The sequence below is a fragment of the Frigoribacterium sp. ACAM 257 genome (assembly GCF_007954365.1).
GTDB lineage: Bacteria > Actinomycetota > Actinomycetes > Actinomycetales > Microbacteriaceae > Frigoribacterium.
Genome location: NZ_VOLO01000009.1, coordinates 1 through 13,283, shown reverse-complemented (window position 1 = coordinate 13,283; position 13,283 = coordinate 1). Strand labels below are relative to the sequence as shown.

Sequence of the window (13,283 nt, the reverse complement as noted above, 5' to 3'; positions counted from 1 at the left end):
CTCCTGGTCTCGCCCGGTGGTGCCGGTCAGAAGATCATCGGACGGTCGTCGTCGAGCTCCGTGTCGAGCTCGAGGTCGACCACCACGGGGACGTGGTCGCTCGGGGCGTCGCCCTTGCGCTCGTCGCGGTGGATCGAGGCGCCGGTGACGAGGTCGGCGAACGGCTTCGACCCCATGACGAAGTCGATCCGCATGCCCTCGTTCTTCGGGAACCGCAGCTGCTTGTAGTCCCAGTAGGTGTAGCCCTCGGGCAGGCGCGGGCGGACGACGTCGGTCAGCCCGACCCGCTCGAACTCGGCGAAGGCGTCGCGCTCGGGCTGGCTGACGTGGGTGTGTCCCTCGAAGACCGAGACGTCCCACACGTCGGTGTCGAGCGGCGCGACGTTCCAGTCGCCCATCAGCGCGAGCGGCTGGTCAGGGCTCGCGGCGATCCAGGCCTCCGTCTCGGCGGCGAGGGCGGCGAGCCAGTCGAGCTTGTAGTCGTAGTGGGGGTCGCCGAGCTCGCGGCCGTTCGGCACGTAGAGCGACCACAGGCGGACGCCCTCGACCGTGACGCCGATCGCCCGCGCCTCCTTGGGCTGGTCGGGCCCCTCCTGCCCCTTGGCGAAGCCCGGCTGGGTCGGGAACGTGATCGTCACGTCGTCCATCGGCAGACGGCTCGCGAAGGCGACGCCGTTCCATTGGCTCAGGCCGTGCAGCTCGACCTCGTAGCCGGCCTCGCGGAACGCCTCGAACGGGAACTGCTCGGGCTTGCACTTGATCTCCTGCAGGCCGACGACGTCGACGTCCTCCCGCACCAGCCAGTCGACCACTCGCCCGACTCGGGCACGGACGGAGTTGACGTTCCAGGTCGCGACGCGCATGCCCACCACGCTACCGGCAGGAGGCGGACCCGGCCTGGGCGGAGAGTCCTGCCCTACCATGGGTCACCGTGACCGACGCACGAACGCAGCTCATCGACTACATCCGCTCCGAGGCCGTCTTCCACGGCGACTTCACGCTCACGAGCGGCAAGAAGGCGAGCTACTACATCGACCTCCGCAAGGTCAGCCTCGACCACCGCGTCGCGCCCCTGATCGGGCAGGTCATGGTCGACCTGATCGCCGAGGTTCCCGACGTCTTCGCCGTCGGCGGCCTGACGATGGGCGCCGACCCGATCGCCTCCGCCGTGCTGCACCAGGGCGTGGCCATGGGCCGCGACTACGACGCCTTCGTCGTCCGCAAGGAGCCGAAGGACCACGGTCGCGGCAAGCAGGTCGAAGGCCCCGAGCTCGAGGGCAAGCGCGTCGTCGTGCTCGAGGACACCTCCACGACCGGCGGGTCGCCTCTGGCCGCCGCGAAGGCGCTGGAGGCGGTGGGCGCGCAGATCGCGGCCGTCGCGGTCGTCGTCGACCGCAGCACCGGCGCCCGCGAGGTCATCGAGGCTGCCGGGTACCCCTACTACGCCGCCATCGGACTGGGCGACCTGGGGCTGCAGCCGTGAACGACGCGCGCGACGGTCGCGGGCCGGTCGACGACGACTCGGAGGCGGGGCGAGAGCCCGCCGACGACACGACGGGCCTCGACGCGGGCGACTGGCTCGCCGCCCAGTTCGACGAGGACGAACATGCCGACGCCGACGCCGACGCCGACGCCGACGCCGACGCCGACGCCGACGACGCCGACGCCGAACAGGCCGCCGCGGCTGCGGGCCACGTCGCCGCGGACCCGGACGAGGCCGAGCATCCCGAGACCCTGACGGCCGCCGCCCCGATCACGCCCGAGACGGCGGGCTCGCCGCCGTTCACCGTGCCGCCGGCACCCACCGCGGAGTCCGAGGTCGTCAAGAGCTCGGGCCACCCGATGGCACTCGACCTCTCGGCGCTCGCCGGGGCGGTGCCGCCGCCGTCGGCCGAGCCGACGTCGCCTGTTGCTGAGGCCGGGGACCAGCAGGACGGGCCCGAGGGCGAGGGCGAGGGCGCGGCTGAGCCCGACCTCGGACCCGGTGCTGAGCCCGTCGGGCCTCCTCGCTACGAGGTCCCCCTGGCGGTCGCGCCGCGTCCGGCCACCGCGCCCCGCGTCGCCGTGCCGGTCGAGGCCGAGGGCCGGATCGCCGACACGCAGGAGCACGAGGACGAGGACGCAGTCCCAGCCGCAGCAGAGGGCGACGACGTCGGCGACGGCGTCGAGCCACGGCACCCGGACGAGCCCGGGCCCTTCACGGCGCTGATCTCACCTCCCGTCGCTCCGGAGCCCGTCTTCCCGTCCTCCTTCGACTGGAGCACCCCGGTCGCGGTCGCCGACGAGGACGAGACCTCGGCGGAGGAGACGGCCGGGGACGAGGGCGAGGCCTCGGACGAGGGAGCGCTCGCCGACGAGGGGGCGACCCGCGGCGAGGGCGTCGTCTCTGACCAGGGCGCGGCCGCTGATGCCGCTGACGACGTCGAGGAAGCGCCCGTCGCCGCCGCGGACGACGCGCAGACGCGCGCGTTCGACCTCCCGCCTGCCGCGGTGGAGGCCGATGCCGACGCGTCCGCGCCGGTCGAGGCCGAGCAAGAGGTCGAGGCCGAGGTCCGGCCAGAGTCGGAGCCAGAGGTGGAACCGGAGCGAGAGGTCGAGCCGGAGCCGGAGCCGGAGCCGGAGCCCGAGCCTGCGGCCCAGGCGACGTCGCCGGAGCCGTGGTGGATCGCCGAGCACCACGAGATGACCCGTCGGGAGCGCCGCGAGGCGGAGGCTGCCGGGGTCGTCGTGCCGCCGGCGGTCGCGCCGGAGACGGGTGCCGCGGCTGCGGGAGACGACGATGTCGACGCGTCAGACGGTGCAGGGACCTCCGCCGCACCTCCTGCGGGACCGTCGATCGGCGCGCCGGTCGCGCCCGCGCCGGCGGCACCTCGGCAGGAACCCACCTTCACCGAGCTGCTGGGCATCGTGCGCCCGGCGTCGGGGTCGCCTGAGAGCGTCGAGGACACCCCCGGCGATCCCGCGGCGGACGCCGGTCGCAGCGACCTCGTCGATCCCGGGCCGCTGCCCGCAGGCGGGTCCTGGGCGCTGAGCGACGACCTGGCTGCCGGGGAGTCGGCAGCCGCTGCCACCGGGGCGGCCGAGGTCGAGGCCGTCGCGCCGGGCGAGGAGCTGGTCCAGCCGGTCGACCTCGACGATCCCTTCGCCGCGCTCCAGGTCGAGGCCGAGGAGGACGCGCCCGATGCCGCCACGGCCGCTCTGCCCCTGGCCGGCGTCGGCCTGGCAGGGGTCGGACCGGCGGGTGCCGGTGCGGCGGAGCCCGTCGCCGAGCGGCCTCGCTCCGTGTCGCACACGGAGGGCGAGCTGCCCGGGCTGAGCGTCGGGGGAGGGCCGGCCGCGATCCCGACCGCCGCCTCCTCGGCTGCTCCGCTTGCCGTGCCCCGTGGGCAGGCGTCTGCGGCGACCAGGCCGTCTGCGGCGTCGGACCTCGGATCGGCGTCGTCCGCGACGGGGTCCGGCGGCGGCATAGCGTCGTGGTCCCGAGGCCGCAAGGTGCTGCTCGGCGTCGCGGCGGCACTCGTGATCGTCGTCGCGCTCGTCGTCTTGTTCTCGCTCAGCAGGTCGCTCTTCGCAGGGACGCCCCAGCCCACCGAGGCTCCGGCGGCGGCGGCGACGGTGACCCGCACGGTCACCGCTGCGCCTGTGGAGATCGCCCAGGAGGCGGTGGCCGGCCCGCTCTCGGCGGGCACGCACCCGTGGAACGACCTGCAGGGCGGCGAGTGCTTCTCCGCCTTCGAGAACGCGTGGCAGCAGGACTACGAGGTCGTCGACTGCGGCCAGCCGCACGTCGCCCAGCTCGCGTCGATCGGGGCGCTCGACGCCGACCCGGCCGCGGCGTACCCGGGCAGCGACGCACTGCAGTCGCAGATGTCGGTGCTGTGCACCGGGGCTGGCGCCCTCGATCTCCCCGCGGCCTCCACGTACCCGGACGCGCAGTTCAGCGCCAGCTGGCCGTCGACCGACGCGGAGTGGGCCGCCGGGGTCCGTTCGTACTGGTGCTTCGTCGACCGTGCGGGCGGCGAGCCGATGACGACCAGCGTCGCGCCGACCGCCGCCTGACCCGCCCGCCCCGGCTGAGCTGACCCGCGCCTCCTGCGTCCTTGCTGCCCCGCACATGCCGACCGCAGGGCCCGCACGAGCGGGATATCTGCTCACCGCGGAGGCTGATCGGTCCGATCGGTCGGCATGTGCGGGCGCGTGCGCGGCGCTAGGCCTCGCTCGGCACCACGTCGGTCTCGAGCGGCTCGGCGCGGACCAGCTCGTGCACGCCGCTCAGCACCTCGTTCGGGCGGAACGGGTAGCGGTCGATCTCGGCCTGGTCGCTGATGCCGGTCATGACGAGGATCGTGTGCAGCCCTGCCTCGATGCCGGCGACGACGTCGGTGTCCATGCGGTCGCCGATCATCGCCGTGTTCTCGCTGTGGGCGCCGATCCTGTTCATCGCCGAGCGGAACATCATCGGGTTCGGCTTGCCGACGACGTAGGGGGACTTGTTCGTCGCGGCCGTGATCATGGCGGCGATCGCCCCGGTCGCGGGCATCGGGCCGTCGGCGCTCGGGCCGGTCGTGTCGGGGTTCGTGACGATGAACCGGGCGCCGGCGAGGATCAGCCGGACGGCCTTCGTGATCGCGTCGAACGAGTAGTTGCGGGTCTCGCCGACGACCACGTAGTCGGGATCGGTCTCGGTCATGATGAAGCCGGCCTCGTGCAGAGCGGTCGTCATGCCGGCCTCGCCGATGACGAACGCCGAGCCGCCGGGCATCTGTGAACGACAGAAGTCGGCGGTGGCGAGGGCGCTCGTCCAGATGCGCTCCTCGGGCACGTGGAGGCCCGAGGCACGGAGCCGGGCGCTCAGGTCACGCGGCGTGAAGATCGAGTTGTTCGTGAGCACGAGGTACGGGGTGCCCTCGTCCTGCCACTGCCGGATCAGCGCCGCGGCGCCGGGCAGGGCCTGGTTCTCGTGCACCAGCACGCCGTCCATGTCCGTCAGCCAGCATTCGACCTCGTCGCGAGTTCCCATGCGGGCAGCATACTGAGCGTCCGTTGACATCCGGAGGTGCGGGTCGGCCGGGCAGGGGACCTCGCCCTACGCTGGCGGTCGTGCACCACGACGACCGCCCCGAGACCGCCGCCGAGCCGCCCGCCCACGGGGTCGGGCCGTGGCCGGGCGGCGAGGGCGCCTGGCCGGAGGGCGAGCTCTGGGACCGTGAGCTGCTGCGAGACGGCGACAGGCGGAACGTCGTCGACCGCTATCGCTACTGGACGCTCGAGGCCGTCGTCGCGGACCTCGACCAGCAGCGGAACCCGTTCCACGTCGCCATCGAGAACTGGCAGCACGACATGAACATCGGGTCGATCGTGCGCAGCGCCAACGCGTTCGCCGCCGACACCGTGCACATCATCGGCAGGAGGCGGTGGAACAAGCGGGGCGCCATGGTCACCGACCGGTACCAGCACGTGGTGCACCACCCCGACGTCGCGACGTTCGTGGCGTGGGCTCGCGACCAGCGCCTCCCCGTGGTCGCCGTCGACAACGTCGACGGGTCCGTGCCGCTCGAGACGCTCGCGCTGCCGGAACGGTGCGTGCTCCTGTTCGGTCAGGAGGGTCCGGGTCTCAGCCCGGAGTCGCTGGAGGCAGCCGACGTGGTGGTCGAGATCTCGCAGTTCGGATCGACCCGCAGCATCAACGCGTCGGCCGCAGGGGCGATCGTCATGCACGAGTGGATCCGTCAGCACCGCTTCTGACGCGGGCTCACGGCCGGCCGGCCGCCCGGAGCAGGTAGTCGGCGAGCGTCTCGACGGCGTCGGCGATCTGGGCGACCGCCGACGCGTACGCCTTGTCGTCGCGCCCGTAGGGGTCGGCGACGTCGTCGTCGGCGGGGGAGCGGGGCCGGCGGACGGAGCCGCGCTCGGCGAGGACGAAGCCGATCGCGGTGCGCAGTCGGCCTTCCGGATCGGCGGCGGCGGCCCTCGCCTCGGCCGCCAGGTCGGAGCCGCTCTGCTCGACGACACGCGCGAACTCGAGCAGGGTCGTCGCCCTGCGACCGCTCCGTGGCGCGAGGGCTGCCGCCGCGGAGCGGTGCTCCCGGGCGAGACCGAGCACGAGGTCGGGCGACCGGAGCACCTCGTCGTCCAGCTGGCGCGCGGCGTGCGTCGGGTCGAGCCCCCGGGCCGTCACGGCGAGGGCCATCGGCGTCGGGAGGCCGGCCCCGACGACGGCCCGGGTGCCGGCGCTGGAGACGGCGACCGGGAGGTCGGCGAGCCGATCCCGCAACAGGATCTCGGCGAAGGGCGAGCGACAGATGTTGCCCGTGCAGACGGTGACGATCTCGATCGCTCCCGGTCGGGCGTCGGCGGAGGCAGGCAGGGTCGGGGCCAGGCTCCTCACCGCCCTCCGCGAGAGGGCAGCGACCGGCGCAGGGCCTCCTCGTAGGCGTCGCAGACCGACTGCCAGGTGTAGGCGGCCTCGGCTCGCGCGGCCGCGGCCTCGCGCAGCCTCTGCTGCTCTGCCGGGTCGTCCAGCAGCGCGACGACCGCCTCCGCGATGGCCGCCGGCTCCGGCGGCACGAAGACTCCCGCGTCGGCGAGCACCTCGCGGTTGTAGACCGTGTCGCGGGCGACCACCGGAGCGCCCGTGAACATGGCCTGTACGAGGGCGGGGTTGGTGCCGCCGACGCTGTGCCCGTGGAAGTACGCGCCCGCGTGCTGCCAGAGGGCGAACAAGCGGTCGTCGTCGCTGACGTGGCCGAGCCAGCGGACCCGGTCGTGCTCGACCGCGAGGTCGCGGACGAGGTCGTCGAGCTCGCCGCCGTAGCCGGTCGACCCCACGATCACCACGTCGTGGTCGACGGCGATGCGCCGTGCGGCCTCGACGAACTCGACGATCGAGTTCTCGGGCACGAACCGGGCCACGACCAGGGCGTAGCCGCCGTGCGTCAGCCCGGGCTCGACCGGCAGCTCGCGCACCGGGTCGCCGCCGTAGGGGATGAACGTGCCCTCGACGCCGAACTCGTCCCGCCAGCGGCGGACGATCTCGACGGCGTCGCAGACCAGCGCGTCGGCGAAGCGCGCGGAGGCGCGGGCTCCGAGCTTGAAGACCGTCTTGGCCGCCCTGCCCCACTTGGCGCGCTCCCACTCGATGCCGTCGACGTTGATGATCACGGGCACGCCGCGGAGGCGGAGCAGCGGCAGCCAGAAGCCGTTCGCGACGTTCATCATCAGCACCGCGTCGGGGCGGCGGACGACCGCGTCGAGCACGGCGGTCAGCCCGTAGCTGAGGGTGCTGAGCGAACGGCTCTCGACGCCGCGGGTCGTCCGCGTCCGCACGCGCGCGTCGCGGGTCGGGTCGTCCTCGCGGACGGCGCCGTGCCTGCCGTAGACCGTGACGTCCCAGCCGGCGTCGACGAGGGCCGGCGCGATGCGGCGCACGGCGGTCTCGAACCCGCCGTAGTAGCTCGGGTAGCCCCGCGTGCCGATCACGGCCACGGAGGGCCGGCGACCGTCGGGGGCGCCGCCGTCAGGGGCACCGGTGGAGGGGCGGGGGCGAGGCGACATGGACGTCCGTTCCGAGAGGGGGCGCGCAGCGCACCACGGTACCGCAGCCCCGCGCGCCCCTCCTCGCGCAGCCCCCTCCTCATTCAGGAACGTGGGTCCTGAGCTCGTACTGCGCAGGAGGCGCGCTCCTGATCCGTGCACGGTCGAGGATCCGAGACGGGCGACTTCCTGAATCCCGACGCCGCGACGCGAGAGGATGGGGCCATGTCCTCCACGAACCTCCTCGGCGTGCCCGAGACCCTGCTGCCCGCCGACCCCGCCGTCACGGCCGACCTCGAGACGCTGTCGCTCGCCGAGGTCGTCGTCGCCCACCCGACGTCGTCGCTCGCCTGGGCGCTGCTCAGCGACGAGGCGGCTGGCCGGGGCGCCGACCTCGAGGCCTACGCCTACGCGCGGGTCGGCTACCACCGCGGCCTCGACGCGCTCCGCGGGGCCGGCTGGCGCGGAAGGGGCCCGGTCCCGTGGTCGCACGAGCCGAACCGCGGCGTCCTGCGATCGCTCTTCGCCCTGCGCCGTGGAGCGGCAGCGATCGGCGAGACGGCCGAGGTCGAGCGGCTCGGCACGTTCCTGGCCGACGCCGACCCCGCGGCCGCTCCGGCGATCGAGGCCGAGGAGGCGGCCCGACGCTGACGACGCGCGTCGCGCCTCCTGCGTTCTCACGGTCCGGGGCCAGGTCGCCCGCACCTCCTTCGACCTCACGATCCAGGACCGGGCCGCCCGCGCCTCCTGATCCGTGCACCGTGCAGGACCCTCGGTCCTGCACGGTGCGGGCTCAGGGCCCACGTTCCTGAACGAGGAGACGAACCCAGGGCCCGCAGGTCAGCCGATCAGCGAGGGCCGCAGGTCGCGCAGCGTCCGCTGCCGCGTCATCCGCGCCGTCGCGAGCAGCGACACGAGCAGCGCGCCGAGCATCCACAGCGCGAGCACGCCCGCGTCCGTCCACGCCGTCGCGGTGCTGCCGCCGTACATCAGCTGGCGCAGCCCGTCGGTCGCGTAGCTCATCGGCAGGACGAAGTGCAGCGCGGCGAGCGGTCCGGGCAGCGTCTGCCACGGGAACGTCCCGCCCGCGGTGACCAGCTGCACGACCATGAGCACCAGCCCGAGGAACTGCCCGACGCTGCCGAGCAGCACGTTCAGCATCATGATGATCGCCGCGAAGGTGACGCTCGCGAGCCCCATCAGGCCGAGCATCCCCCAGGTGTGCACCACCTCGAAGCCGAGCGCCCCGCGCACGATCGCGAACAGGGCGACCATCTGCAGCACGCCGAGCAGCGCGGGCGTCAGCCAGCCGGCCGCGACGACCCGTGCGGGCGCCTTCACGGCGGTGATGGCGCGCTTCGACACGGGCTTCACGATCAGGAACAGCGCGTAGATGCCGATCCACGCCGCGAGGCTGATGAAGAACGGGGCGAGCCCTGCGCCGTAGGTCCCGGCGCTCGTGAGCGGCTGGTCCGCGACGCCGACGGGGTCGCTGATCGCCGAGGCCTGGTCGTCGCGGCTCTGCTCGGTGCTCGCGGGGATCTCGCCGAGGCCGCTCTGCAGGCCGTCCTGCAGCTGCACGGCGCCGTCGTCGAGGGTCACGAGCCCGTCGCGCAGGCTGACCGTGCCGGTGCTCAGCGTGCCGAGCCCGGTCGACAGCGAAGCCGCCCCCGTCTCGAGCGTGCCGAGGCCCGACGACAACGAGGAGGCGCCCGAGGCAGCGCTCTGCGCTCCCGTCGCCAGCGTGTCGGCTCCCGCAGCGGCGTCGGAGATGCCGCTCGTCAGGGCCGGGGTCGCCGAGGCGAGCGCCGCCGCGCCGGAGGAGACCTGGTCGGCGCCGGTCGAGAGCGCCCCGACCTGGCCGTTCAGCTGCTGCACCTGCGTGTTCGCGTCGGCCAGGCCGTCGGTGACGGGGGCGAAGTACGAGGCGACCTCGGTCGCTGAGGCGACCGCCTCCTCCTGCGTCTGGCCCTGCGAGACGAAGAGGGCGACGAGCTGCTGCCCGATCGCCGCCTGCGTCTCGGGGGCCGCGTCGGCCGCCGCCTGGCTGGCCGTCGCGGCGTCGCCGACCGCGGCGGCGAGCTGCCGGTTGCCGTCGGCGACCTGCGCCGCGCCGTCGGCGAGCTGCTGCGTGCTGGCGGGCAGGCCCGCGGTCTGGTCGCGCAGCTGGTCGAGGCCTGTCGACAGGGTCGACGCGCCCGTGCTCAGCTGGGAGGTCCCGGTCGCGAGCGAGCGCGCTCCGGTCGCCGCGGAGGTCGCGCCCGTCGAGAGCTGGTCCGCTCCCGACGACGCGTCGGCCGCCCCGGTCACCAGCTGGTCGGCGCCCGACACGGCGGAGTCCGCACCGCTGACGAGCTGCGATGCCCCGTCGACCGCGCTGCCGAGGTTCGTCCGGATGTCGGCGAGGCCGACGAGCAAGGTGGACGCCGCCTCCTTGCCGACCTTCTCGGCCACCGACGCGCGGATCGTCTTGCCGGCCTGCCCCGCGATCGTCGTCGCCAGGTAGCTGTTCGTGTCGTTCGTCGCGAGGACGATCTGCGCGCGCTGCGGGTCGTCCGAGCTGGCCGAGGTCAAGTCGGCGCTGAAGTCCCGGGGGATCGTGAAGGTGAAGTCGTAGGTGCCGTCCCGCAGCCCGGCAGCGGCCTCGGACGACGAGACCGTCTGCCAGTCGAAGTCGCCGCCGTCGACGACCTCGTCGGTCACCTGGTCGCCGTAGTTCGTCGCGGTGCCGTCGACGACGGAGCCCTGGTCCTCGTTGACGAGGGCCGCGGGCACCTGGTCGAGCTTCGCGTACGGGTCCTGGTTGGCCCAGAGGTAGAGGCCGCCGTACAGCAGCGGCACCGTCATGAGGGCGACGAGCGCGAGGCGCGCGAGCCCGGTCGAGGTCAGCCGCTGCAGCTCGGCTCGGACGATGGCGATGATCTTCACGGTCAGCGGTCCTCTCGTGTCGGGGCGACCGCGCTGTCGTCGGGTGGGATGTCGGTGGTGTCGTCGGTGTCGGTGTCGGGGGCCTCGAGGGAGCTGGTGTCCGGGTCGTCGGGACCGGTCGCGTCGTCAGCGTCGGCGCTGTCCGCGTCGGCAGCGTCGGCGTCGGCGTCAGCGCCTCCCGTGGCGTGCTCGCCGCGCGCGGCGAAGTCGGGCACGGGCAGCGCCTCGACGGCGGCCAGCGCCGCGTACCCGGTGATCGTCAGCACGGTCACGCCGCGGGCGACGAGGTCGTGCACGACGGCGAGCCAGGCCACGACGTCGCCGCCGTGCCGCTCGGGCGAAGTGAGCACGAGGCCCTGAACGCCCTCGCGCAGCACGGCGAGCTCGCAGAGCAGGCGCACGCGCAGCTCGGTCGGCAGCGCCTGCAGCCGGGTGCCGCGGTGCTCCGCGAGCCCGATCTCGTCGAGCAGCAGCGCGGTCGAGGCGCGGTCGCTGCGGAGGCCGGCGAGGGCCAGCTCCTCGCGGGCCACCTGGGCGACGGTCAGCGAGCCGAACGGCTCGGCGACCGACGGGGTGTCGACCAGGGCGAAGGAGGCGCGGATCGCGCCCGCGTCGTCGCTCCCGTCGAGCGTCACGTGCCCGCTCGACGGCGCCATGCGCCCGACCGCGACGAGCGAGGCGAGCACGGGAGCGTCGACCGTCTCGACGGCGACGAACCCGGGCACGAAGCGGTCGGCGACGACGGTCAGCTCGGGCAGCGGGGCGCCGGGCCCGGTCCCGACGGCGACGTGGTCGAGCTCGAGCCTCACGAGCGGTCCTCCGGGGTGCGCAGGGCGAGGGCCGGGGTGCTCCGGATCAGCTCGCCGGCCTCCTGCCAGCCGAGCCCGACCATGCCGAGCACGGCGAGCATCACGAGGCGGTGCCCCTCGGCGCGGTCGAGGTCGCGCACGGTCGCCTCGTCGAGCACGGCGAGCGCCGAGCCCTCGACGAGGTGGGCCAGCGTCACGACGTCGACGTCGTCTCGCATCCGGCACTCGGCGACGCCCCGACGGACGGTCTCGAGCAAGAAGGCGCGCAGCGGCGCGAGCGCCGTGCCCACGTCGCGCATCAGCGGGCCACGCACGGTGAGCTGCGCCATCACGCGGACGTGCTCGACCTCGGCCCAGAGTCGTGCGCCCAGCTCGGCGAGCTGCACGACCGGGTCATCGGACGGAGCCGGCACGGCAGCGGCGCCGATGCGGGCGGCCCCGCGCAGGGTCACCTCGCGCACCAGGTCGTCCCGCGTCGCGAAGTGCCCGTAGACGCTGCGCCGCGACAGCCCCGCCTCGGCGGCGATCGCCTCGAGCGGCACGGCAGGGTCGAGGTTGAGGAGGCGCACCGCGGCCGACATCAGGGCCTCGCGGTTGGCGGCGGCGTCGCGGCGCGGCGCCCGGGTGGGGGAGGAGGGGGAAGACGGGGAGTGCACGTCCCCGATCATACGATCTTGCACACTGGTGTGCAAGATCGTGAGGGTGGGAGAGGTCGGGGAGGCGCCGGTAGGGTCGGGCGATGACCCTCGAGGAGGCGGCGCAGCAGCTCTACGCCCTGCCGCAGCAGCAGTTCACCGCCGCCCGCGAGGCCCAGGCCGCCGAGGCGAAGTCCGCCGGCGACGCCGCACTGGCGACCTCCGTGCGCGCGCTGCGCCGCGCCTCCGCGTCCGCCTGGGCCGTGGACCTCCTCGCCCGCGACGCCCCCGACGAGCTCGAGGCCCTGGCGTCCCTCGGCGACCGGTTCCGCACCGCGCAGTCCGGCGGCGACCGCGCGGCGATCTCCGCCCTGACCCGCGAGCGGAAGGAGGCGCTGGCCGGTCTCGTCTCCCGCGCCCGCCTCCTCGCCTCCGATGCCGGACATCCGCTCTCCGTCGCGGCGCTCGCCGAGGTCGACCAGACGCTCCGCGCCGTCGTGGCCGACGCGACTGCGGCGGCTGCCGTGCGCAGCGGTCGCCTCGTGCGGGCGCTCGCGGCCGACGGCCTCGAGGAGGCGGACCTCACGGATGCCGTCGCCGGCCCTGCCCCCGAGGGCGTCGCCCCTGCGAGGCTCCGCGCGGCGCCGGCGGTGGGCGGTTCGTCGCGCGACGGCGACGGCGACGGCGACGGCGGCGGCGGCGGCGAAGCAGGATCGGGCCCTGGCCGGCGCTCCGCGGCGCTCGACCGGAAGTCCGCTGCCGAGGCCGCCCGACGCGCCGCCGAGCAGGCGGCCGCGGACGCCGAGCGCGAGGCCGACGACGCGGAGGCGGCGCTCGCCGAGGTCGACGAGCGCGCGACCCGGCTGGCTCACGACCGTGACGACGTCCTCGATCAGCTCCGCCGCCTCCGGGACGAGTTCGCCGCCGCCGAGCATCGCAGCGCCGAGCTCGACGACCGCGAGAAGTTCCTCACCCGCGAGCACCGCCGGGCCGCCGCCGACGCGGCCGCCGCGCGCCAGGCCGCCGACCGCGCCCGAGCCGCTCTCGACTGACCTGACCTGACCTGCCGCCGCTGCCGCTGCTGCCGCCGCCTGCGCAGCGAAAAACCCCGGTGTGGACGATGCACCCCGTAACGACGGGGTGCATCGTCCACACCGGGGTGCGAGACGGCTGAGCGCCAGCTAGTTCCCCCGACGCGCCAGAGCGCGTCGGCGCAAGAAACGCAGACGCTGGCGCGTCTGCCCCTAGTTTCTTGCGCCCATCAGGTGCTCGAGCGCGAGCTGCTGCAGGCGGACGAACCCGTACCCGTGGCCGCCGAAGTGCTGCCCCGCGTCGTAGTCCTCGTACGAGGCGCGGTCGGCGAGCAGCTGCTCGTAGC

Annotated in this window: 12 protein-coding genes and 1 pseudogene; 5 read left to right on the top strand and 8 right to left on the bottom strand. The window is 74.3% G+C overall.

Going from position 1 to position 13,283, the window contains the following annotated elements; translation table 11 throughout:
- Window positions 1-26: 26 nt before the first annotated feature.
- A complete protein-coding gene (locus ES689_RS15205) occupies window positions 27-863 on the bottom strand; it encodes an exodeoxyribonuclease III (RefSeq protein WP_146906377.1) in 837 nt (278 codons plus the stop codon).
- A 68-nt stretch (window positions 864-931) separates the two neighbouring features.
- Between ES689_RS15205 and pyrE the strand changes: the two genes are divergently transcribed.
- Together pyrE and ES689_RS16070 are read left to right on the top strand one after the other, a co-directional pair.
- A complete protein-coding gene (gene pyrE, locus ES689_RS15200; RefSeq protein WP_146906375.1) occupies window positions 932-1,483 on the top strand; it encodes an orotate phosphoribosyltransferase in 552 nt (183 codons plus the stop codon).
- Window positions 1,480-4,059 carry a septum formation family protein gene (locus ES689_RS16070; RefSeq protein WP_146906373.1) on the top strand — a complete coding sequence of 860 codons (2,580 nt, stop codon included), beginning with the start codon at window positions 1,480-1,482 and terminating at the stop codon, window positions 4,057-4,059. Before pyrE ends, ES689_RS16070 begins: the two co-directional genes overlap by 4 nt.
- Before the next feature lie 148 nt (window positions 4,060-4,207).
- Here the strand turns inward: ES689_RS16070 and ES689_RS15190 are convergent, their stop codons facing one another.
- Window positions 4,208-5,020 carry an HAD-IIA family hydrolase gene (locus ES689_RS15190; RefSeq protein WP_146906371.1) on the bottom strand — a complete coding sequence of 271 codons (813 nt, stop codon included), beginning with the start codon at window positions 5,018-5,020 and terminating at the stop codon, window positions 4,208-4,210.
- Between the two features lie 80 nt (window positions 5,021-5,100).
- Here ES689_RS15190 and ES689_RS15185 point away from each other — a divergent pair, with 80 nt between their 5' ends.
- The gene (locus tag ES689_RS15185) at window positions 5,101-5,745 is read left to right on the top strand and encodes an RNA methyltransferase (RefSeq protein ID WP_146906369.1); all 645 of its coding nucleotides are present in this window, start codon (window positions 5,101-5,103) and stop codon (window positions 5,743-5,745) included.
- 7 nt (window positions 5,746-5,752) lie between these two features.
- On the opposite strand, the gene ES689_RS15740 is transcribed toward ES689_RS15185, so the two are convergent.
- Window positions 5,753-6,388, bottom strand: a complete 636-nt coding sequence (locus ES689_RS15740) for a low molecular weight phosphatase family protein (protein WP_191330513.1) — start codon at window positions 6,386-6,388, stop codon at window positions 5,753-5,755.
- Window positions 6,385-7,554 carry a glycosyltransferase gene (locus ES689_RS15175; RefSeq protein ID WP_146906367.1) on the bottom strand — a complete coding sequence of 390 codons (1,170 nt, stop codon included), beginning with the start codon at window positions 7,552-7,554 and terminating at the stop codon, window positions 6,385-6,387. The genes ES689_RS15740 and ES689_RS15175 overlap by 4 nt, the downstream gene beginning before the upstream one ends.
- A gap of 204 nt (window positions 7,555-7,758) precedes the next feature.
- On the opposite strand from ES689_RS15175, the gene ES689_RS15170 reads away from it, so the two are divergent.
- Window positions 7,759-8,184, top strand: a complete 426-nt coding sequence (locus tag ES689_RS15170; RefSeq protein ID WP_146906365.1) for a DUF3151 domain-containing protein — start codon at window positions 7,759-7,761, stop codon at window positions 8,182-8,184.
- Between the two features lie 189 nt (window positions 8,185-8,373).
- On the opposite strand, the gene ES689_RS15165 is transcribed toward ES689_RS15170, so the two are convergent.
- The 3 genes from ES689_RS15165 to ES689_RS15155 are packed head-to-tail and all read right to left on the bottom strand — an operon-like array spanning window position 8,374 to window position 11,926.
- Window positions 8,374-10,461 (bottom strand): YhgE/Pip domain-containing protein, encoded by a 2,088-nt coding sequence (locus ES689_RS15165; protein ID WP_146906363.1) that lies wholly within the window; start codon window positions 10,459-10,461, stop codon window positions 8,374-8,376.
- Between the two features lie 2 nt (window positions 10,462-10,463).
- A complete protein-coding gene (locus ES689_RS15160; RefSeq protein ID WP_146906361.1) occupies window positions 10,464-11,270 on the bottom strand; it encodes a hypothetical protein in 807 nt (268 codons plus the stop codon).
- The gene (locus tag ES689_RS15155) at window positions 11,267-11,926 is read right to left on the bottom strand and encodes a TetR/AcrR family transcriptional regulator (RefSeq protein WP_223269645.1); all 660 of its coding nucleotides are present in this window, start codon (window positions 11,924-11,926) and stop codon (window positions 11,267-11,269) included. Before ES689_RS15155 ends, ES689_RS15160 begins: the two co-directional genes overlap by 4 nt.
- An 83-nt stretch (window positions 11,927-12,009) precedes the next feature.
- On the opposite strand from ES689_RS15155, the gene ES689_RS15150 reads away from it, so the two are divergent.
- On the top strand, window positions 12,010-12,957 hold the full coding sequence (locus ES689_RS15150) for a transposase (protein WP_146906359.1): 948 nt from the start codon (window positions 12,010-12,012) through the stop codon (window positions 12,955-12,957).
- A gap of 192 nt (window positions 12,958-13,149) precedes the next feature.
- On the opposite strand, the pseudogene ES689_RS15145 reads toward ES689_RS15150, so the two are convergent.
- Window positions 13,150-13,283: pseudogene (locus ES689_RS15145) on the bottom strand (xylose isomerase); the annotation flags it as partial.

Excerpts from the sequence above, each read along its gene's own strand:
- ES689_RS15205 (WP_146906377.1), bottom strand. The coding sequence starts at position 863 with ATGCGCGTCGCGACCTGGAACGTCAACTCCGTCCGTGCCCGAGTCGGG.
- ES689_RS15190 (WP_146906371.1), bottom strand. The coding sequence starts at position 5,020 with ATGGGAACTCGCGACGAGGTCGAATGCTGGCTGACGGACATGGACGGC.
- ES689_RS15175 (WP_146906367.1), bottom strand. The coding sequence starts at position 7,554 with ATGTCGCCTCGCCCCCGCCCCTCCACCGGTGCCCCTGACGGCGGCGCC.
- ES689_RS15170 (WP_146906365.1), top strand. The coding sequence starts at position 7,759 with ATGTCCTCCACGAACCTCCTCGGCGTGCCCGAGACCCTGCTGCCCGCC.
- ES689_RS15150 (WP_146906359.1), top strand. The coding sequence starts at position 12,010 with ATGACCCTCGAGGAGGCGGCGCAGCAGCTCTACGCCCTGCCGCAGCAG.